The following is a 20,541-nucleotide window of genomic DNA, read 5'->3' on the forward strand; positions in this document are numbered from 1 at the left end:
ACTAATACACCGGGCGATTCGAACTCTTTCGACGTCGTACCCGGTGCGGGAAGATGGAGTGGTACCCGTTCCGACGCAGGTTGGGAGAACATTCATGACGACGCCCAGCTACTCCACCCGCACGGCGGTCGACATCGCTGTCGGCATCCTCATCGCCTTCCGCGGCTGCTCCGAGAACGACGCGTTCACCGAACTCGCGGAGACGTCCCGGCAGCACAAGGTTGCCCTCGCCCGCACCGCCCGCGCGTTGATCGCGTTCATCCAGACCCATCACGACGACCTTCCCGCGTCCGACGTCACCGTTGCGGCCCTGCAGTGGAGCCACGCCACGCCGTACCGCGGCGCGTTCGGCACGGCGGCATGAATTCGGGCGAAGTCTGAGAATTCTCTGGCTTCGACGGCGCGACGCTCCGCAAACCTTCAGACTCGATGTGAGACCGAACGACCTGCGCACCGAGATACGAAGAGGTAACTGAGTTGACGATCCGCAAGATCACGGTTGCCGCGGTAGCGATCGCCGCAGCCCTCACGATGTCCTCCTGTGGTTCCGACGAGTCGTCCGGCTCGAGCGGGACCACCACGTCCACCACCACGTCGGCGACCGAAACGACGGCCGACCTCGTTCTGCCGACAGCCGCCGACCTCAACGCCCTGCTGGCGAAGGGCCTCGACCCGGCCACTCCGCTCGACCAGAAGATCGCCATGGTGGAGGGTTCGGAGCAGGATCCGAACCTGTTCAACCAGGTCGCGGCCGCCGCTCAGCAGGCGGGTGCGCAGGTTCAGGTGCTGGACCCGGTCATCGACAACGGCGACGGCAGCGCCAGCGCGCAGCTGCAGTTGACGATCAACGGCCAGGTGCAGCAGAACACCCTGCCCGCCATCTTCGTGCCCGGCGAGAACGGGACGTGGAAACTGTCGAAGGCGACGGCCTGCTCGATCGTGGCGATCGCGCAGTTGACGTCGCCGGCCTGCCCGCCCGCCTGAGCCGGATTCCGCGTCACACGCCTTCCAGCGCCTCCCCGATCTCCTGGACGGCCCGGTTGTGCTGATCGGTGATCAGCACGTGTCCTGCTGCGATGGTCAGCGCAACCGGCCATTCGATGATTTCGACGGCGGCGAGCAGGCCGATCGCCGCGAAGAATGCCAGCTGCTCGGGACGTGGCAGCGGCACCCTGCCGAGGATCGGTAACTGCACGGCGAAGCTGTGGGCCGCCTGCACCCGCTGGACGGCATCGCTGTGCGACTGCGCCTCCGACGTTCGTTGGGCCATAGTTCGTCTCCCTTGTGCGTGCCGTTTTCCGGTCAGCCACCTTGACCGTGAACCGTGTCGGGTGTGCTGAGTGCCGTCGCCCAGACCGCTGCCGGTGTTTTCTCCGGCGCCGCGGACCCGTTGACCGGGGTGGTCACCCGGGTACTCACCCCACCGCTCCGGGAGGTGTACGCCGTGCTGCTGCGGGCGGGCGTGATCGAGATCGTCGACTGATCGCCCGCAAGCTTCTCCACCAGTCCCGGTGCGAACGCGGCTGCCGCGGTCGCCGCACCCGCGCACCCCAGCGCCTGGGCCCACCCGATCGGTCCGAGCGGGGTGCATCCCAGGAGCTGACTGACCCCGGGCGTACTGACCATCACGGTGAGCGCGGCGAGTGACCCACCCGCGGTGAGGACGACGAGCGGGCTGCGCGAATCGATGAGCGTCTGCCCCAGCTGCGTTCCGACCAGCGCGACCAGCCCGACCGTCGACGCCCGGCGTTGCCTGCCGGTCACGCTCGCCAGCGCCCACGCCGTCGTCGCGCCTGCCGCGGTGGCGGCGCCGCGGATCGCGACGGTCCGCCACAGCGCCGCACTGTCCGGTCCGCGGCCCTCTCCCCGGGTCTGTTCGTTGGGCGGGCTCACCGCGAGTGCGGCTGCCGGCAGGGCGTCGGTGAGCACGTTCACCAGCAGAAGCTGACGCGCGGTGAGCGGTGACCGTCCGGCGATCGCGCTGCCGATCAGGGCGAACGCCACCTCCCCGGCGTTCCCGCCGAGCAGCACCGCCACCCCGGCCTGCACCCGCCGCCACAGCTGGCGGCCTTCGTCGAGGGCGTCGCGCAACGCGTCGACGCGGCCGCCGAGGAGCACCACGTCCGCGGCGCTGCGGGCGGGGTCGCTACCGCGCGAGCTGACGCCGATCCCCACACTGGCGGCCCGGATCGCGGCGGCGTCGTTGGCACCGTCGCCGACCATCGCGCAGACGTGACCGACGCGTTCGAGGGTCTGCACGATCTGCACCTTGTGCTCGGGCGTCATCCGGGCGAAGACGACGCACTTCTCGACGGCGTTCTCCTGCCCCCGGTGCGACAGGGTGTCCCATTCGGTGCCGCTGATCACCTGCTCGGACGACACGGGCAGTCCCAGCTCTCGCGTGATGGCGGTGGCCGTGACGGGATGGTCGCCCGTGATCAGCCGGACCCCGACCTGGAGGCGTTCGAGGTCGGGAAGCAGTCCGGCCGCCTCGGGGCGCGGGGTGTCGGCCAGCCCGAGTAGTCCGACGAGTTGCAGCCCGCCGCCGCACAGTTCGTCGAGTACGTCGGCGTCGTCGGCCGCGCGTCGCGATTGGAATGTCGTGACGGTCCGGCGGGCGACGGCGATGACGCGCAACCCGTCGGCGGCCATGCCGAGCACGGTGTCGTGGACGTCGTCGGCGTCGATTCCGGCGCAGGCGGCGACCACGACCTCCGGTGCACCCTTCAACGACAGGTGCGTCCCCGACAGCGAGGCGGAGTAGGGCCGTCCGGATCGGAACGGAAGATAGCTGCGGTGCTCGCCCTCCGGTGGCAGCAGGTCCGTTGCGGCGTCGGCGATCGCGACGTCGGTGGCGTGCGCGGCCGGACTGCCGTCGCGGGTGACGGCGCTGCGGCCCGCGCACGCGAGCACGTCGTCGCGGTCGAAACCCGGCTGCGGAACGGCGGAGACCACCCGTAGGCGGTTCTCGCTGAGGGTGCCCGTCTTGTCGAAGCACACCACGTCGACGCGGCCGAGCGCCTCCACGGACCGCGGCGCCCGCACCAGCGCGCCCGATCTCGTCAGTCTGCGTGCCGCGGCCTGCTGTGCCAGGGTCGCGACGAGCGGCAGCCCCTCCGGAACCGCGGCCACCGCGACCGCGACACCACTGGTGACGGCCTGCCGCAGTCCGGTGCCGCGCAGGAATCCGACGGCGGTCACCAGCGCCCCGCCCCCGACGCTGACGGGCAGCACCCGGTCGGTGAGGCTTCTGAGCTGCGCCTGCAGACCGACATGCGCCGCACTCGCCGGGGTGATCGCACCGGCACGTCCCGCTTCCGTGGCGTCGCCGACGGCGGTGACGATCGCCGTCGCCGTGCCGGTGAGGATCGTGGTGCCCGCGAACACCATGCAGGCACGTTCGCCGATCGGTGCGCCCGGGGTCGGCGACGTCTGCTTGCTCACCGGCAGCGATTCCCCGGTGAGCGAGGATTCGTCGACCTCGACCCCCGAAGCCTCGACGAGCCTGCCGTCGGCGGGCACCACCTCGCCGGGGCAGATCTCGACCACGTCGCCCGGCCGCAACCGCGACGCCTCCACCCGCTCCGTCACCCAACTGTTCGGGGATCCGGCGACGCGGTGGGCGGGCGGATCCCCCGCCGCCAGCAACCTGTTCAGCAGTCGTTCCGCGTGCAGGCGTTGCACGGCCGACAGCGCGGCGTTCCCCGCGAGCACCGATCCCACGAGCACCGCGTCGATCGGCGAACCCAGTAGCGCGCTCGCCGCCGATCCGGTGGCGAGGACGGGGGTCAGCGGATCCGACAGCTCCGTGCGCATCGCCCGCCCGAAGTCCCAGGCCAGGCCGACCGGCCACGCGGTGAGCCGCCCGATCGCCTCCACCGGGGTCAGCACCAGACGCACCGAGCGGCGGCGGGACGTCGCGGCGTCCACGTCGTTTTGCACGGGCAGTAGCCGGCGCACCTCCGTCGCCGGCATCTCGTGCCAGGCGTGAACCGGGGCGGCCGGGGGAATTTCGGCCCGCAGCACACTGCGCGCGAGAGAATGTCCCGTCCACAATCCTGCCGCCGCACCGACCGTGACGGGCCCGGGTCCGCGGCCGCGCACTCCCGGCAGCATCACGAGCGCACCGAGCATCGACGCCGCCGTGGCGATCTCGACGCCGCGCCGGCTCGCCGTCCGGGCGTCGGGCAGGGACCGCAGCACCCGCCACACCCCGGCGAGGTCGTCGACCAGCAGGTCCGCACACCACGGCGGCGGGGCGCCGCCGGCGAGAACACCGATGCCGACGTCGGCCGCCGACAGGGCGTGCGGCGCGTGGCCGGCCACCACCGCGACCGTCGCGCCGTTCGCCTGCAACTGCGCGACGGCGTCACGGAGGTCCGCATCCGGCGATCCGCTCGACGGGAGCAGGTCGTCGAAAGCCGAGCGGAGTCCGCCGAGTCCGTCCACGTTCACCGACATCACCTGGGCGCCCGACGTGCGGGCCTGCGCGAGCACGGCCGCCGCGTTCGCGTGGTGGGCGGGCGTCACGAGGACGGCGGAATCCTCGTCCACGGCGGCCGAGGCGACATCGCCCGGCAGGTCGGAGAGCGCGTGCCAGCCCACCCCGAGCGCGCCGGCCTCGACGGCGGACCTCGCGGACTCCCACACCCGCGTCCGGTCGGCGTCCCGAACGGCACGGAGTCCGCTCACCCGCAGTTCCGCCGTGTGCAGCACCGACGGGTCCACGACCACCGCGTCGACCCGGTCCAGGCGGCGCAGCGCGGCGGGTCGCAGCACCAGCACGGAGTGCCGGTCGGCGAGTCCGCACCCGAGCGTCGCGGCGAAGGTCTCCCGTGCGGTGCGGGCCGCCTTCGGCGCGGCGACCAGGGCCGCGTCCGCGGCGCCCGCGACACTGCGGGTCGCGACCCCCACCGCCGTCGCCCCTGCGAACTGCGCGATCGCCGCCCGGTCGACGTCCCGCTCCACCGGTCCGGACGTGCCGCGCACGCGGGGGCGGCTGGCCGAGTCATCCGCGGGGTCCCGGGCCAGTTCGGGTTCGCGGCGGTGCCACACCCGCCGGCCGCACCACGCCTCCGCCGTGATCGCCGACCGCAACGCCACGTCGACGGCGAGAGACGCCGGCGCGCGCCGCAGCACGTCGCCGACGGCCTGAGCGGTGGCGAGCAGCAGTTCGGCGGCGTCCGGCCCGAGCCGGTTCTCGACCATGCCGCGCAGTCGCGGCTGATAGTTGACGAACGTGACCGCGGCGGCGGGCACCGCCGCCGGCAGGCTGGGCATCGGAAGCAGCCGGACACCGACCGCTGCGACCAGGCCCGTCGTCGCGGCGGCCAGCGCGAGAGCCCGTTCGGCGAGTGCGACGTCGTCGCCGGGCAGTTCCCTGGGCCGGTCCCGGACGCCGCCGCGAGCGAGGGGGCGGGCGGCGTCCTCCGCGCGCGTGACTACCTGGCACAGCACGGCGACCGACGGTCCGTGGTCGCCGACCGTCACCACCAGGCGGGACAGCGCGCAGTTGAGTTCGGCTCCGTCCACACCGGCGGTCGCGCGGACCGCGCCGAGAACGGCCGCCGCCACGTCGGCGCCGCGCGGTCCGTCGAGTCCGCGGATCTCGATCCAGGCACGGCCGTGTCCGGAACTCGTGCGACGGGCCGGGGTTCCGCCCAGCACCTCGGTGGTGATTTGAGTCGCGGTCCGCGCGGTGGTGGCCACCAGATCGGCGGCGACGGCGCCGCCGTAGGACGCCACCCCGAGTCCGATTCCGGCGCAGCGCACCGGCAGGGACGCGGCAGCGGAGACGTATCGACCGAGTCCCACGGCAGCTACTGTGCGGCCGACGTCGGGGCTTCGGTGTCGCGTGAGGTCCGGGACCCCGCGCCGAACTGTCGCAGCACGAGCGCCGCCCCGCCCGCGGTGACCAGCACCGGCCACTCGACCAGTCCCGCGGCGCCGACGGCGGCCAGGGTCAGCGCTGCGGCCGGTGTGGAATGACTTCCGCTCTCCATGCCGGCCCGGACCCCGCTCGCCGCCCCGCGGACTCCGCCGACCACACCGCCGAGTGCCGCTCCTCCGACCGCGCCGACCGCACTCGTCGTCGCGTTCGCAGCACCTGTCACGGCGTTCACTGCGCCGTCGACGATTCGCATGATGAGCTCCCATCGGCCGTGGCCACTCCCGCCGGGGCACGGCGGATCATGTCTGCGATACCCACCTCAGGGTATTCTCAACCGCCGCGCACCGGAACAGATTTCAGGGAACTCTCAGATATTACCGAATAACGTTCTGCTCCAGAGGAATTCGTTCACCCTGTTCGGTGCGCCAGAATTCCCACCCGTCGCGGGTCTCGACGTCGCCGCTGATGTGACTGGCAACGGCGGTCGCCGCGGTCGTGGGGTCGGGGAACCGGCGGCCCTGCATCGGACCGCGGGTGATCTCCAACGTCCCGGTGCCGGAATCGAACCGTCCGACCAACCGATATCCCTCGAAGTCGGCGACCACCTCGAGCCGGGCATCGACCAGTTCCTCCAAGGCTGCGGTCGCCTTGGCCGGCTTCTTCCTGGCGGAGGCGCGGGCGGCGGCGTCGGCACGCAACGTGGCCGCCGTGGTGGCGCGCTGCGCGTCGCTGTAGCGGCTGGGGTCCTTCTCACCGGCGAGCCCGAGCAGGTCCCAGCGCCCGCGGCCGTGCGCGACCCGGCTCAGCGGAATCGCGTGATGCCCGGTCCGCGTGCGCCCCGGGGTGTCCATCATCCACAGGTCCACCTCGGCGCGGATGTCGTCGGCGACCTCGGACGAGGGCACGACGAAGAACTCCTCCGGGGAACTCGCGAGATCCACGAACACCCAGAATTGCGATCCGGTGTCGTCGTCGTCGAGCGACTCGTCCTGTTTGCGGGCCTGCCAGTCGCCGCTGAGTTTGGAACGCACCCGCACGATGCAACTCGTGCCGTCGTCGCCCCACACCTGGACGGGGTTGCGCCGCGAGTGGGTGAGCCGGACCGCTTTGCCACCCCGCTCCACGACATCGGCGATGAAGGCCTGGATTCCCCGGCTGGCGGTGTCTTCCACTGTCTACTTGTCCGTCCGTGATTCTGCGTCCCGTACGCAGGTCGGGAGAGGTGTGGCGACGGGATTGCGCAGCACGACTCGGCGTTCTCCTCCTCACCCTACGTGCCGTGCCCGGTGCGCGGTGACTACCCGGCGCTGCGGGCCGCTTGCGCGCCCTCGGCGAAGAACCACGACAGCACGAGGGCGCCGGGGTCCACGACGCCTCGCGCCGCCTCGCCGATGTAGCTGGCCCGGCCGCGTCGCGCGGTGATGCCTGCGGTCGCCTCGGCGCCGTGGCCGGCGGCGTCCGCGGCCTCGGCCAGGGCGTCGGCCGGATTCTTGCCCTGCTCGACGGCCGACTCGAGGGCGGTGACGGCGGGGTCGACGGCGTCGATCATCGTCTTGTCACCGGGTTGCGCCCCGCCGAGTTCCTGAATCGTGTCGAGGCCCGCCCGTGCCGCGGCGGCGATCGCTTTCGTGTCCAGACCCTGCGGTGCGTCGACGGCCGCCCGGTAGAACTGCCGGAACCAGACCCCGAACAGCGCGCCCGACGTGCCGCCCGCGTGACCGAGATAGGCGTCGGACAGCGACTCGAACACCGTCGCCGGGGAGTACCGGTCGCGGATCCCGGCGACGTCGACGTGGTCGAGTGCGGCCACCATGTTGGTGCCGAAGTCCCCGTCGCCGGCGCGGCGGTCGAGGTCGGTGAGGTTCGGCTCCTCGGCGAGCACCTTCTCCACGAACGCGCCGAACCACGCCCCCACCGCCGCCCGGCCCAACGTGTCGGCGGTGCCGGACACCTCCGGTTCGTCCTCACGGGAGGCGACATCCGACCGAAACTGCACCGCGGATCGGTCTGCGATGCCGCGGAATTCACCGGCCGGGGCGTTCGGCCATCCCGGTGCGGCGGTCGGTGCGTCCCACAGGTCGAGGAGTTCGTCGTCGCAGCGCACCAGCGTGACGGACGCGCCGTCCATGTCGAGGGCGGTGACGAAACTGCCGACCAGCGACCGCCGGATCGCCACGCCCCGCTCCGCGAGATGGTCGGCGAGTTCACCGAACAGCAGTTGCAACTCCAGCGGATGGGCCGCGCCGAGGCCGTTGACGATCGCGATCACCGACTCGCCCCGCTGCACGCCGAGCGAGTCGRGCACGGGGTCGGTGAGCCGGCGGACCAGTTCGGCGGCGGGCAGTGCGTCGACCCGTTCGGTTCCGCGTTCGCCGTGGATGCCGATCCCGAGTTCGATCTGCCCCTCCGGCAGGTCGAACGACGGCGAGTCCGACCCCGGCACGGTGCACGCTCGCAGTGCCACCGCCATGCTGCGCGAATTCCGGGCCGTGCGTCGCCCGAACTCCGCGACGGCGGCGAGGTCGTCTCCGCGTTCGGCCGAAGCGCCGCAGATCTTCTCGACCGCGATCGTGGCCGCGGTGCCCCGACGTCCGGGTCCGTCGTCCCGTTCGGATGCGACGTCGTCGTCGACGAGCACGTGCTCGACCGTGATGCCGTCCTCTGCCGCCAGGTCACCGGCGATGCGGAAGTTGAGGACGTCGCCGGTGTAGTTCTTCACGATGTGCACGACTCCGCCGCCGGCGTCGACGGCCCGGGTGGCGGCCCGCACCTGCAGCGCGTTGGGCGAGCTGAAGATCAGGCCGGGGCAGGCTCCGGTGAGCATGCCCCGGCCGACGAACCCGGCGTGCAGCGGTTCGTGCCCGGACCCACCGCCCGACAGCAACGCGACCTGCCCGGACGGCAACGGTTCCCGGCGGGTGAGATAGCCCGGTTCCGGATGCCATTCGAGGTCGTCGGTGGTGGCGACGGCCCCGCGGAGTGCGTCGACGACGAAGGTCTTGGGTGAGTTCAGGAACTGTGCGTGCGCCATGCCCCCAGGCTAAGCGCCCACATGTGAGTGCCGTGGCGTGCCGGAGCACACTTTGCCGCTCACGTGGGTGGCGGCGGCGAGCGCTTCCTCGAACTCCCGCCTGCCCGACTGCGATCCGAGCAGCAGCGCGAGCCGGGTCAGGAATCCCTCACGGTCCGACTCCTCCGCCTGGTCCATCGCCTCCGACAGTCCCGTCCACACGTTCTCGCGCAGCAGTTCGTCCGGCGTCGCAGTCGTCTCCGTGTGCGCGGGGACGACACCGTGCGCGGGGGCGGTCGCCACCCGCAGGTGCGCGGGCACGTCGCCGAGCATCGACAGGTCCCGGACCCGGCACAGGACGAGCCCGTCCGGACGGATCACGAAGCATTCCCCCGCGGACGCGCCGAGGGCCGTCGCCAGCGTGCCGTCGGGGTCGTCGAGGACCGTCAGGTCGTCCGCCGCGTCCACCGCCACATCCGGCGCCGGGACGAGGACCGCGCGCACCGACTCGGGCGCCAGCGCCATCGACATCGCAGCGGCGTGGGCGGCGACGACGTCGGCACCGGCGGCGTCGACCCCGATGCCCAGCACCGCGAAACCCGTTCCGCGGACGCGGTTCAGCGAAGACTCCACCGATCCCCCGGCGGTGACGACCCGAACGCGGCGGTCCTCCATCGGATCCCCGGGCAGCACACCGGTCGTCCCCTCGGCCACCGGCCAGGTGAGCGGCGACAGGTGCGCGTGCGTGGCACTCGACTGCCGCGGGTTGATGAGGTGACCGAACTCCGGGCGGGTCGTGGCCAGCGCCAGGACGGCGTCACGGGTGGTGCGGTAGCCGTGGCTGCCGGGCGACATGATGAGCGTCGACTTGCCCGCGTTGTCGACGTTCTGCTGCCAGGCGCCGCGCCGCTCGGCCGAATATGCCTGCAGCAGTGCGTGGTCCGCCGTCCCGTTGACGACGGCAGCCAGGGTCCAGGCGAGGGTCTCGGCGTCCTCCATCCCGGAGTTCAGCCCGCGGACGCCGAAGATCGGAACCAGGTGGGCGGCGTCGCCGGCGAACAGGATCCGACCATGGGTGAAGTCGTCCAGTGCGAGCGCATGCGCGCGGTAGAAGCCGTGCCATTCGAGGGTCCACGGCACGTCGTTCTCGAGCCAGTCGAGGTGCCGGGTGATCCGGTCGCGGATGCGGTCTTCCTGCGTCTCGAGTTCGGCGTCGTCGGAACTGTCCAGTTGGTAGTCGATGCGCCAGATGTCGCGGGGCTGCCGATGCATGATGATCGTCGAGCCGGGGTTGCTCGGCGGGTCGAACCACACCATCCGCTCGGCGGGCAGCGCCGATTCCCAGTGGATGTCGGCGATGACGTAACTGCCCTCATAACTGTTTCCCTGCAACCGGATTCCCGCCAGTTCGCGCATCCGGCTGCGACCGCCGTCGGCGGCGACGACCCATCGTGCGCGGAGCCGGCGCACACCGAACGCGGTGTCGACGTCGAGGGTCACGTCCTCGTCCGACCGCAGGACCCCGGCGACACTCGACGACCAGTGGAACGTGATCAGCGGGTGCGCGAGCAGGGTGTCGGTCATGATCTGCTCGATCTCGGACTGCGACACGTTGACCATGGGCCCGCGGACGTCATGCTCGCCGTGCGCCATCTCGAAGTGCAGCACCTGCTCGTCGCGGTAGAAGCTGCGCCCTCCCACCCACGGGAGCACGATCTTCTCGAGTTCGGGTCCGAACCCGAGCCGGGCCGCGACCTCGAGGCTGTGCCGGGAGATACAGATGGCGCGGCTGCCGAACGACACCTGGTCGGCGGCTTCGAGCACGGTGACGGGGATGCCGCGCTGCGCGAGGCCGAGCGCGACACCCATGCCGACCGGGCCGGCGCCCACGACGACGACGGGCAGGGCCTCGTCGGTTGCGGTGGTCGACGCGAAGTCCGTCGCCGCGTATTTCCGGGGTTGGAAGTAGGTGGACATGTCAGGCTGCCTCCGCATTTCGTGCGATCTTGTTCGTTTCCGGCAGCATCAGGATCGAGCCCAGGCTGACGACCGCGATCACCACGAAGTACGCGCTGATCGCGACGGAGGTCCCGAAAGCCCCGAACAGCCACGTAGCCAGGAACGGTGCGAGCCCGCCGCCGAGGATGGCGCCGATCTGGTAGCCGAGCGACGCACCGCTGTAACGGATGTGGGCGGGGAAGAGTTCCGCGAACAGTGCCGACTGCGGCCCCGCGGTGGTGCCGAGCACCGCCGCCATCACGATCATCGCGAGCAGCATGACGGGAATCGACGCCGTGTCGATCAGCGGGAAGAACACCGCCGCGACGATCACCAGCGCGATCGAACTCCACGTGTACACGCGGCGCCGGCCGAGGACGTCGGACTTCCAGGCCGACACCGCCATGCCCGCCATCCAGACCGGGCACGCGACGATCAGCAGGGTGAGCATCGTGGCGCGGCTGTAGCCGAGTTCCGTGGTGCCGTACGTCAGGACGTACACCATGAACACGTAGGCGATGCCGTTGGTCGCGATGAACGTGCCCGCCGCGAGCAGCACCGTCCGCCAGTTCTTCGTCAGCACCTCGACGATCGGCATCTTCACGATCGTGTCGCTCTCCTTGGCCTCCGCGAACGCCGGGGACTCGAAGACGCCGAGGCGGATCCACATCGCGACGCCGACGAGCACGGCGCTCATCAGGAACGGCACCCGCCAGCCCCACGTCTGGAACGCGTCGTCGGACAGCAACTGGGTGACGGCGAGGAACACGACGTTCGCCATGATCACTCCGGCCGGAACGCCCATCTGCGGCGCGGCGCCGTACAGTCCGCGCTTGCCTTCCGGGGCGTGTTCGGTGGCCATGAGCACCGCGCCGCCCCATTCGCCGCCGACGCCGATGCCCTGCACGAACCGCAACGCCACCAGCAGGATGGGTGCGGCCACCCCGATGGCCTCGAAGTTCGGGAGCAGTCCGATGCCGACGGTCGCGGCGCCCATCATCGTCAGCGACAGCACCAGCATCGACTTGCGTCCGATGCGGTCACCGAAGTGACCCATGACGACGCCGCCGATGGGGCGGGCGACGAAGCCGACCGCGAAGGTGGCGAAGGCGGCCAGGGTTCCGGCGAACGTCGACGCGCCGGGGAAGAACTGCGGTCCGATCACCAGGGCTGCGGCGGTGCCGTAGATGAAGAAGTCGTACCACTCGATCGCGGTACCGACGAAGCTCGACAGGACTGCCCTGCGTGCTTCCTTGTGAGACACCGGCGGTGTCGCCTCGGTGATTGCCGTCATCGTCTGCCTTCCCGGTTCTGCTGCGCCACACTCATCGCGCTACGGAAAACAATGACCCCACTCACATACGTCTGAAAAGCGGGACTATCCCCACATGAATTGCAGAAAATCCGTGGAAGACACGAAGGCGCAGTTCAGGCCGTGACGAACCGGATGAACGCCCGCGCGACCCGGCTCAGCGTCGTTTCCTGATGCCACGCGACGACGACGGTCACCGACGCCGGTTTCGGTTCGGCGATCGGTTTCACGACGACGGGCAGGCCTTCGTACGTGACGTCCACCCGGGGCCGTTGCAGCAGCAGCGTCCACCCCAGGCCGCGCCCGACGAATGCCCGCGCCGTCTCGAAGTTCGCGGTGCGGTACGCCACCCGGGGCGCGAACCCGGCCTGCCGGCAGACGTCCATCGCATGGTTGGTGCTCGGCGGCGCGTCGAGGAGCACCATCGGGTGCTCCGCGAGATCCGCGAGGCGTACCGGCCCGTCGACGCCCGCCAGCGGATGTTCCGCCCCGAGCACCACCATCGGCTCGCGGGTCATCAGCGGCACGGTCTGCCAGTCCGGGGGCAGGTCGAGGTCGTAGACGATGGCGACGTCGAGTTCGCCGCCCTCGAGCTGCGTCCGCAACCGGTTCTGGGTGTCTTCGCGGAACTCCACCGACGCGCGCGGGTACTCGGTGGTGAACGCGTACAGCATCGACGGCAGGATCGTCGGGCCGAGCGCCGGGTAGCAACCGACGGCGATCGGCCCGGCGACGACCCCGCCCGCACCGGACGCGTCGGCCTGTAATTCCCCCGCCTGCTGCAACAGGGCGCGCGCCCGCGACAGCACCGCCTCCCCCGTCGGGGTCAGCTGCACACCGCGGGCCCGCCGGCGGACGCACAACTGCGCCTTCAGTGCCTTCTCCAGATCCGTCACCGCAGCGGACAACGCCGACTGCGACAGGTGCATCCGCTCGGCCGCACCACTGATCGTCCCGGTCTCCGCTACCGCGACGAACGCCGCCAGCTGGCGCATCGTGTACACGGGGACGTTGTCGGGGCGCGGCATGCAAGAACGGTAGCTCGGACGATCAGCCGCCGGTGGCCGCCGGAACCTGCGCGAGCACCTCCCGGGTGGCGGTGACCAGCCGCTCGAGCCACGCGTCCGTGCCGACGGCCCGCCGGAGCGGCTCGTTGGGGAGTTCGATGCTCACCGGCAGGCCTGCCGGCAACGTCGACCAGATGTCGGCGAGCGGGATGCCACCCGCCCCGGGAACGAGGCGCTCCTCGCGCGCCTGACGGATCAGTTCGGCGTCGTCCGTGGGCGCGGGCACCGAGCCGTCGCACATCTGCGCGTAGTGCAGCCACTCCCGCGGGATCGCCGCGAGGTCGGCCGCAGTGGTGCTCGACCGTCCGACGTGCAGGGCGTCCACCAGCACGCTGCGGGCAGGCCCGTCGGCCTGCGACACGATCTCGACCGCGGCGGTCGCGTCGGGCACGGCCGTCCACGGCATGAACTCGAGGCTCGCGACGATGCCGTAGTTCGCGCACAGTTCCGCCAGCCGCGCGTAGGAGTCGGTGAGCCGCGAGCGGTCGCGGTCGTCGCCGCCGACGAGCACGGCCTTCGCGCCGAGCCGTGCGCCCGCCTCGAGCAGAGGAACGTACGACTCCGGAGCGAAATCTGTTCCCAGCCGGATGATTTCGAGGTCGAACACCTCGATCGGCGAGTCGTCGAGACGGCGCACCAGCGCGTCGAGGGCGGCCGGGTTCTCATGCAGCGGGTAGGCGGTGGTGCCGGGTGCGGCGGGCAGCAACCGGATGCCGATCGTGTCGAAACCGTGTTTCTCGGCGAGGTCCACCTGCTCGAGCGGCGCGGTGTCGAGCACCGTGAGCGCGGCAAGGCCGAGTGGGGCGGTCATCGCAGTTCTCCTGTCGTCGAGGTGAGGCGGCGACCGGTGAGGTAGCCGAAGGTCATGGCCGGGCCGAGGTTGATGCCGCCGGACGGGTAGTGACCGCCCATGACGCTGGACTGGTCGACGCCGACGGCGAACAGTCCGCCGATCGGCTGGTCGTCGTCGTTCAGCACCCGGGACGTCGAATCGGTGACCAGGCCCGCGAATGTGCCGAAGCTGCCGGGGACCACCTTGACCGCGTAGAACGGGCCCTCCTCGAGCGGTGCGAGGGCCGGGTTGGGCCAGGGGTTGTCGGCGTCTCCGGACCCGACGGTGAACGGTGTGGTGCCACGGCCGAATTCGGGGTCGACGCCGTCGCGGGCGCCCTCGTTGAACGCCGCGACCGTCTTCTCCAGGCCGTCCGGGTCGACGCCGATCTTCTCGGCCAGTTCGCGCACCGTGCGGCCGCGGGTGAGGTAGCCCGACTTCAGGTACGGCCACGTGGGGATCGGCAGCGGCTTGGCCATGCCGAGCGGGAAGTACCGCAGGTACCGCTGGTCGGCGATCAGCCAGGAGCACACCTCCTCGCCGTCGGGCACCTGCTCGACCATCGCGAGCGTGTAGTCGTGGTAGCCGAGCCCCTCGTTGACGAAGCGTCGTCCGTCCGCGAGAACACCGATGGCGCCGGGCTTTCCGCGGTCGAGGATGTGCGGGAACACGCCCTCCTTGCCGTTGCGGTACCGGATGATCGACACCGGGCAGTACGCGACCGGGGAGGCGACCGAGTCGTCGAGTCGGCCGCCCGCGGATTCGCCGAGCGTGATGCCGTCGCCGGTGGTCGTGGACGGGGTCAGCGTCCAGTGCTCGTGTCCGGTGGGGGTGCGGGGGAACAGTTCGCGGCGCCGGTCGACGTCGCGACTGAAGCCGCCGGTCGCGAGGACGACACCGCATCGGGCGTGCACGGTGTAGGCGCCGTCCGGGCCCGCCAGCCGGACACCGGTGACTTTGCCCGCGGAGTCGGTGGTCAGTGCGGTGGCCGCCGTGCTCACGCGGATCTCGACGCCGGCGTCGAGCGCCGACCGCAGCAGCCTGCCGACGAGCGCGGTGCCGTTGACGAGTTGCTGCCCGCGACGCTTGGTGGCGAGGTCGAGCAGGTGGGTGGACACCCGTTTCGTGCAGTGGAGAAACGCCTTCGCCGACCGGGTCGAGTGCAGGAACGCCTGCAGGTCGGGGCCGGCCATGATGCCCATGCCGAGGAACGACGTCTCGTAGAGTTGCCGCCGGAGCAGGGCCGCGACATCGGGTCCGAGTGTCCGCAGGCTCACCGGTTTCGGTCCGACCGAGCGGTGACCCGTTCCGGCACCGGGTGTGTCGCCGTGGATGTCGGCGATCTTCGCGCCCGGAACGAACTGCAGCGCCGTCTTCTTCTCGAAGAACTCGACCATCTCGGGCGCGCCGTCGAGCAGGGCGTCCACCTTGGCGGCGTCGAAGTTCTCGCCGAGCCGGTGTTCGAGATACGTGCGCGGCGCCGAGCGGTCCTCGTTGACACCGTCCGCGTGCGCGAACAGATTCCGCGGCGTCCACATCCACCCGCCCGACCACGCCGTGGCGCCGCCGCACGTGTCCGCCTTCTCGACGACGAGGACGGACGCTCCCCCGTCGGCGGCGGCGACGGCGGCGGACAGGCCGCCCGCGCCGGAGCCGATGACGACGACGTCGTAGGCCGGGGTGGAAGGGTCGGGGGTCATGCGTTCTCCTTGGTGGTGACGGGGGCGGGGGCGGGCGTGAGGTCGACGACCCGGCCGGTGCGGGACGACTCGTAGACGGCGGCGACGATCGCGAGCGAGGCGCGGGCGTCGCGTCCGGTGACGGCAGGCGCCCGGCCGGTCAGGACGGCGTCCGCGAAGTCCTGCACCTGGAGGGTGTGGAAATCGGCGAGTCCGGCGTTGACCTCGGTGACGTCGAGATTGGCGCGGACGTCAGAGGTGAAGGGCGCCCGGAACTCGGTGTCGCCCGGCACGGTCCAGATCTCGTTGACACCCTCCTGCCCTTCCGGGAATTCGAGAACGCTCGCGACCGCACCGGTCTGTCCGAGCACGGTGACCCGGTTGCCGAGGTTGTGGTTGGCGCCGGTGGTCGCGGTGACGGTGGCGGTGCCGCCCGACGCGAACGACACGACCGCCGACGCGCTGTCCTCGGTCTCGATGTGCTCGCCGTGCGTGTGGGTGCGGATGAAGCCGCTCACCTGGACGGCCTCGCCCATGAACCACTGCAGCATGTCGATCTGGTGCACGGCCTGCGTCATGAGGACACCGCCGCCGTCGGTGTCCCACCGTCCGCGCCACGCGTCGGCGGAGTAGTAGGACGACGGGCGGTGCAGGATCACCGACGCCTCACCGAGTACCGGAACACCGATCCGGCCGTCGTCGATCGCATCCCGGATGCGGCGGGCGGCGGGCCAGAAGCGGCGCTGGAACAGCACCCCGAACGTGATGCCCGCGCGGTCCGCGGCCTCGACCATCCGGTCGGCGGCGGCGACGTCGACGGCGATCGGCTTCTCGCACAGCACGTGGATGCCCGCCTGCGCGGCCGCGACGACAACCTCCTCGTGGACGGGATGCGGCGTGCACACGGTGCACGCGTCGAGCCCGAGGGTGAACAGTTCCGCGACCGACCCGACGGCCCTCGTGATGCCGTGCGCCGCAGCGAATGTCCGGGCCCGTTCCAGGTCGGGGTCGCAGCACCCGACGACCTCGACGCCGGGCACCTGCTGCAAGGCCCGGGCGTGGTTGCCGGCGATCTTGCCGCAGCCGACGATGCCGATTCGTAGTGCCATCAGAAGTGCTCCTCGGTTTCGACGTCCCGGGCGGCGGACTCGCCGCGGTCGAGACGGTTCAGGGCGTCGACGTCCCCGGCCGTGAGCCGGACGTCGAGGGCAGCCAGGTTCTCGGCCTGACGTGCGGGATCGGCCGACCGGACGATCGGGACGACACCCTGCGCGCGATGCCAGGCCAGGACCACCTGCGCGGGCGAGTGGCCGAGGCGTTCGGCGATCGCGGTGACCGCGGGTGCGCCGAGCACGTCGCCGCGGCCGAGCGGACTCCACGACTGCGTGGACACCCCGAGTTCGTCGTTCGCGCGGCGGACGGGCAGCCGGGCGAGCGACGGGTCCATCTGAATCTGGTTGACGGCCGGGGCCTTTCCGGTCTCGGCGACGACGCGGCGCAGGTGCGTGCCCAGGAAGTTGGAGACGCCCACGTGCCGCACCAGCCCGGCGTCCCGGCAGGCGAGCATCGCCTCGAACGCCGTGACGTATGTGTCGTGGCGTGGCAGCGGCCAGTGGATGAGGAACAGGTCGAGCCGATCGAGCCCGAGACTCTTCAGGCTGCGTTCGACGGCACCGCGGATGTCACCCGACACGTGATCGCTCCCGCGCAGTTTGGTGGTGACGAACAGTTCGTCGCGGGGCAGACCGCACTCCGCGAGGGCGGCGCCCACGGCGTCCTCGTTCCCGTAGATGGCGGCAGTGTCGATCAGCCGGTAGCCCGCCTCGATGCCGGACAGCACGGCCCGGGTGGCGTCCGGACTGGTCAGCGGCCAGGTCCCGAGACCGAGGGGCGGGATCGCCATCATGCGCTGACCACCTCGCGGGCCTCGGCGGCCGCCGTGATCTTCGCGGCGACGTCGGCCGCGGTCACCAGAGCGGTATGGATGGAGCCGCCGTCACCGCTCGCGTCACCGACCGGGTGGACGCCGAGCCGGGGTGCCAGCCCCCTCAGCGCGGCGAGCAGGTCGGCGCGGGGCTCGACGCCGTGCGAGATCAGCAGTTCACCGGGAGCGTCGACCACCCGCTCCTCGCCGCCGGTCGAGATCACCACCCGGTCTTCCTCGATCCGCGTCACGATCGACGACAGATGGGTGGTGAGGTTCTCGCTCGCGGCGAGCCGCGGCAGCAGCACGATCTTTCCGCGCCGGCCGACGTCGTGGGCGATGGTCTCCTGCGGGCCGATCATGACGACCGTCGTGCCGTGCTGGAGCAGGTCGTCGGCGACCGCGGCCGCTTCCCGGTCGGCGCCGAAGATCGTGATCGCCTCGGGGGCAGGGTCACCGGATGCCAGGAACTCCCGGACGTCGCGGACCCTGCGGGTGCCGGCCCCGGGGAGGTCGACCGCGGGTCCGCGGCCGCCGGTCGCGAGCACGATGGCGTCGAAATCCAGGCCGGCCAGTGCGGCGGCGTCGACCCGCGTGCCGGGGTGGCAGGTGACGTCGAGGTCGGTGAGTTCGGCGAGGTACCACTCGACGATCCGCGAATACTCGGGGTACTCGTGGAGCCGGGACGCCAGCGCGAAATCCCCACCGAGGCTGCCGCGTTCGTCGTAGAGGTCCACGCGGTGCCCGGCGAGGGCGAGGTCGCGGGCGGCCGCCATGCCGGACGGTCCGGCCCCGACCACCGCGACGCGCACGGGCACGTCCGCCGGCGTCGACGGCTGCTCGAGTTCGCGGCCCACCCACGGGTTGACCGAGCACGGGACGGGTCCGGCGGCGAGGCTGTCGATGCAGTAGTTGCAGGCGATGCACGGCCGGTACCGGCCGCCGTCCAGCGCGCGGTTCGGGAAGTCGGGGTCGGCGTGCAGCGTGCGGGCCATGCTCACGAAGTCGGCCTGCCCGGATTCGATGATCTGCGCGGCGATCTCGGGTGAGCTGATCCGGCCCGCGACGCCGACCGGGATGTCGAAGTCCCGCGTGTACTGCCGGGAGTAGGGGGCGAGGAGGCCGCGCGGCCACTCACCGGGCTGGATGATCCACTGCCCGGATTCGTAGTTGCCGGCGGAGACGTCGAGGAAGTCGAGGCGGTCGGTGTCGATCGCGTCGATGCGGGCGCGCGTCGTCTCGGCATCGAGTCCGCCGTCGATCGCCTCGAACGCCGAGAACCGCAGTCCGAGAGCGATACCCGGGGCCATGGTGCGGACGGCGTCGATGACGCGGTTGACGAACAGCGTCGGGTCGGCCCACTCGTCGTCGCGGTGGTTGTACGCCGGTGAGAGGAATTGGTGGATGAGGTAGCCGTGCCCGCCGTGCAACGAGATGACGTCGATTCCGGCTTGCTGACAGCGCGCGGCGGCCTCGCCGAAGCATTCGACGATGTGCTCGATGTCGTCGCCGTCGAGTTGCTCGGGCATGTCACCGCCGACCACCGCGCACGGGATCGGTGACGGTGCGACGGGGACGAATCCGCTGACGGCGCCCTGCGCGGTGCGGCCGCCGTGGTTGAGTTCGACACCCACCACCGCGCCCTGCGCATGGATCGCGTCGGCCAGCTTCACGATGCCCGGGAGGCGTTCGTCGACGTCGACGCCCATCTGCCGGATGCGGCCCTTGCCGTCGGCGCGCACGTAGCTGGCCTCGGTGAACACGAGAGCCGCGCCGCCCGCCGCGCGGCGTTCGAGATACGCGATGTACTCGTCGGTCATCGTGCCGTCGACCTCGCAGTAGTTGCGTTCCATCGGGGCCGACACGAAGCGGTTGCGCAGTCGCACGTTGCCCAGGTCGAGGGGCGCGGCGAACGGGTGCGCGGTCATCGGGACTCCTCCAGGACGGTCGGGGCGGACTGCTCGGCGAGCAGGTCGCCGAGGTGGCGTCGCATGCGGTCGGGGTCGGGGGTGACGCCGGTGAGGAGGGCGAATGTGTCGGCCGCCTGCGCGACGAGCATCTGGCCGCCGTCGAGGACGGCGCAGCCGAGAGCGGTTGCCGCCAGAACGAGTTCGGTGCGCAGCGGGCGGTAGACGATGTCGGCGACCCACAGCCCGGGATGGAGCGCGCCGGTGTCGAACGGCGTTCCCGGATATCCGACCATGCCGATCGGGGACGCGTTGACGACGCCGTCGCAGTGCGCCAGGTTCGCTTCGATCGCGTCGAGTCCGATGGCCGTGACCGTCGTCTGCGGGAACGCGGCCTCGAGGCGCGCGCAGACGTCCGCGGCACGGGACGGGTCGACGTCGGCGATCCGCAGGTCCCGCACCCCGGCGGCGGCGAGCGCGTAGGCGACGGCCGAACCGGCACCGCCGGCGCCGGCGAGAACGACGCGTCCGAGCGCGGCGTCGGGCAGTCCGCGGCGCAGCGCCGAGAGGAATCCGCTGTGGTCGGTGTTGTGACCGATCAGGCGGCCGTCGCGGACGACGACGGTGTTGACGGCACCGAGAAGTCGTGCGTTGTCGGACAATTCGTCGAGGGATTCGGCGACCGCCTGCTTGCACGGGTGGGTGATGTTGAACCCGGTGCAGCCTGCCGCGACGGCACGCCGCAGTGTGTCGCCGGACCTGTCGACGGGGATGCCCTCCGCGGCGACGTCGATCAGGTCGTAGCGGTAGTCGGGGAGGCCGAGGGCGGCGGCCTCGTGTTCGTGCAGCGCCGGGGACAGGGACGTGGCGATCCCTGCCCCGACGAGGCGGATCCGGTGCCGGGTGGATTCGGGGTGCATGA

General features: G+C 71.3%; 16 protein-coding genes. 2 read left to right on the forward strand and 14 right to left on the reverse strand.

Annotated elements, in window-relative coordinates; genetic code table 11:
• The first annotated feature begins 94 nt into the window (after positions 1-94).
• Positions 95-364, forward strand: a complete 270-nt coding sequence (locus tag AC1DWT_RS21840) for an ANTAR domain-containing protein (RefSeq protein ID WP_072940340.1) — start codon at positions 95-97, stop codon at positions 362-364.
• Positions 365-477: 113 nt separating this feature from the next.
• Positions 478-984 carry a WKL family lipoprotein gene (locus AC1DWT_RS21845; protein ID WP_072940337.1) on the forward strand — a complete coding sequence of 169 codons (507 nt, stop codon included), beginning with the start codon at positions 478-480 and terminating at the stop codon, positions 982-984.
• Between the two features lie 13 nt (positions 985-997).
• Here the strand turns inward: AC1DWT_RS21845 and AC1DWT_RS21850 are convergent, their stop codons facing one another.
• The 14 genes from AC1DWT_RS21850 to AC1DWT_RS21915 form a co-directional block, all read right to left on the reverse strand.
• Positions 998-1,270: a hypothetical protein gene (locus AC1DWT_RS21850; protein WP_072940334.1), complete on the reverse strand. Its 273-nt coding sequence runs from the start codon at positions 1,268-1,270 to the stop codon at positions 998-1,000.
• 32 nt (positions 1,271-1,302) lie between these two features.
• Positions 1,303-5,814: a cation-translocating P-type ATPase gene (locus AC1DWT_RS21855; protein ID WP_477922173.1), complete on the reverse strand. Its 4,512-nt coding sequence runs from the start codon at positions 5,812-5,814 to the stop codon at positions 1,303-1,305.
• 5 nt (positions 5,815-5,819) lie between these two features.
• Positions 5,820-6,143: a hypothetical protein gene (locus AC1DWT_RS21860; protein ID WP_477922175.1), complete on the reverse strand. Its 324-nt coding sequence runs from the start codon at positions 6,141-6,143 to the stop codon at positions 5,820-5,822.
• A gap of 121 nt (positions 6,144-6,264) precedes the next feature.
• The gene (locus AC1DWT_RS21865) at positions 6,265-7,062 is read right to left on the reverse strand and encodes a hypothetical protein (protein WP_072940327.1); all 798 of its coding nucleotides are present in this window, start codon (positions 7,060-7,062) and stop codon (positions 6,265-6,267) included.
• A gap of 125 nt (positions 7,063-7,187) precedes the next feature.
• The gene (dhaL, locus tag AC1DWT_RS21870; protein ID WP_477922177.1) at positions 7,188-8,921 is read right to left on the reverse strand and encodes a dihydroxyacetone kinase subunit DhaL; all 1,734 of its coding nucleotides are present in this window, start codon (positions 8,919-8,921) and stop codon (positions 7,188-7,190) included.
• Between the two features lie 9 nt (positions 8,922-8,930).
• Positions 8,931-10,877, reverse strand: coding sequence for an FAD-dependent monooxygenase (locus AC1DWT_RS21875; RefSeq protein ID WP_477922179.1), 1,947 nt, complete (start codon positions 10,875-10,877; stop codon positions 8,931-8,933).
• Between the two features lies 1 nt (position 10,878).
• The gene (locus AC1DWT_RS21880) at positions 10,879-12,192 is read right to left on the reverse strand and encodes an MFS transporter (RefSeq protein ID WP_095862621.1); all 1,314 of its coding nucleotides are present in this window, start codon (positions 12,190-12,192) and stop codon (positions 10,879-10,881) included.
• 134 nt (positions 12,193-12,326) lie between these two features.
• Positions 12,327-13,238 (reverse strand): LysR substrate-binding domain-containing protein, encoded by a 912-nt coding sequence (locus tag AC1DWT_RS21885; RefSeq protein ID WP_477922182.1) that lies wholly within the window; start codon positions 13,236-13,238, stop codon positions 12,327-12,329.
• Between the two features lie 22 nt (positions 13,239-13,260).
• Positions 13,261-14,088, reverse strand: a complete 828-nt coding sequence (locus tag AC1DWT_RS21890; protein WP_095862619.1) for a sugar phosphate isomerase/epimerase family protein — start codon at positions 14,086-14,088, stop codon at positions 13,261-13,263.
• Positions 14,085-15,809 (reverse strand): FAD-dependent oxidoreductase, encoded by a 1,725-nt coding sequence (locus tag AC1DWT_RS21895; protein WP_477922184.1) that lies wholly within the window; start codon positions 15,807-15,809, stop codon positions 14,085-14,087. Before AC1DWT_RS21895 ends, AC1DWT_RS21890 begins: the two co-directional genes overlap by 4 nt.
• Positions 15,806-16,897, reverse strand: a complete 1,092-nt coding sequence (locus AC1DWT_RS21900; protein ID WP_072940309.1) for a Gfo/Idh/MocA family protein — start codon at positions 16,895-16,897, stop codon at positions 15,806-15,808. The genes AC1DWT_RS21895 and AC1DWT_RS21900 overlap by 4 nt, the downstream gene beginning before the upstream one ends.
• Complete coding sequence (locus tag AC1DWT_RS21905) at positions 16,897-17,694, reverse strand: aldo/keto reductase (protein ID WP_477922185.1); 798 nt, start codon at positions 17,692-17,694, stop codon at positions 16,897-16,899. The genes AC1DWT_RS21900 and AC1DWT_RS21905 overlap by 1 nt, the downstream gene beginning before the upstream one ends.
• Entirely contained in the window at positions 17,691-19,640 is a 1,950-nt protein-coding gene (locus AC1DWT_RS21910; RefSeq protein WP_387490847.1) for an oxidoreductase, read from the reverse strand. Before AC1DWT_RS21910 ends, AC1DWT_RS21905 begins: the two co-directional genes overlap by 4 nt.
• Entirely contained in the window at positions 19,637-20,539 is a 903-nt protein-coding gene (locus AC1DWT_RS21915) for a shikimate dehydrogenase (RefSeq protein WP_477922187.1), read from the reverse strand. The genes AC1DWT_RS21910 and AC1DWT_RS21915 overlap by 4 nt, the downstream gene beginning before the upstream one ends.
• Between the last annotated feature and the right edge of the window lie 2 nt (positions 20,540-20,541).

It is taken from the genome of Rhodococcus sp. P4_B6, from assembly GCF_056402215.1.

What these genes read in the sequence shown, in the direction of transcription:
- AC1DWT_RS21840 (WP_072940340.1), top strand. Translation starts at nt 95, where the DNA reads ATGACGACGCCCAGCTACTCCACCCGCACGGCGGTCGACATCGCTGTC.
- AC1DWT_RS21850 (WP_072940334.1), bottom strand. Translation starts at nt 1,270, where the DNA reads ATGGCCCAACGAACGTCGGAGGCGCAGTCGCACAGCGATGCCGTCCAG.
- AC1DWT_RS21860 (WP_477922175.1), bottom strand. Translation starts at nt 6,143, where the DNA reads ATGCGAATCGTCGACGGCGCAGTGAACGCCGTGACAGGTGCTGCGAAC.
- AC1DWT_RS21875 (WP_477922179.1), bottom strand. Translation starts at nt 10,877, where the DNA reads ATGTCCACCTACTTCCAACCCCGGAAATACGCGGCGACGGACTTCGCG.
- AC1DWT_RS21880 (WP_095862621.1), bottom strand. Translation starts at nt 12,192, where the DNA reads ATGACGGCAATCACCGAGGCGACACCGCCGGTGTCTCACAAGGAAGCA.
- AC1DWT_RS21885 (WP_477922182.1), bottom strand. Translation starts at nt 13,238, where the DNA reads ATGCCGCGCCCCGACAACGTCCCCGTGTACACGATGCGCCAGCTGGCG.
- AC1DWT_RS21890 (WP_095862619.1), bottom strand. Translation starts at nt 14,088, where the DNA reads ATGACCGCCCCACTCGGCCTTGCCGCGCTCACGGTGCTCGACACCGCG.
- AC1DWT_RS21895 (WP_477922184.1), bottom strand. Translation starts at nt 15,809, where the DNA reads ATGACCCCCGACCCTTCCACCCCGGCCTACGACGTCGTCGTCATCGGC.
- AC1DWT_RS21900 (WP_072940309.1), bottom strand. Translation starts at nt 16,897, where the DNA reads ATGGCACTACGAATCGGCATCGTCGGCTGCGGCAAGATCGCCGGCAAC.
- AC1DWT_RS21905 (WP_477922185.1), bottom strand. Translation starts at nt 17,694, where the DNA reads ATGATGGCGATCCCGCCCCTCGGTCTCGGGACCTGGCCGCTGACCAGT.
- AC1DWT_RS21910 (WP_387490847.1), bottom strand. Translation starts at nt 19,640, where the DNA reads ATGACCGCGCACCCGTTCGCCGCGCCCCTCGACCTGGGCAACGTGCGA.
- AC1DWT_RS21915 (WP_477922187.1), bottom strand. Translation starts at nt 20,539, where the DNA reads ATGCACCCCGAATCCACCCGGCACCGGATCCGCCTCGTCGGGGCAGGG.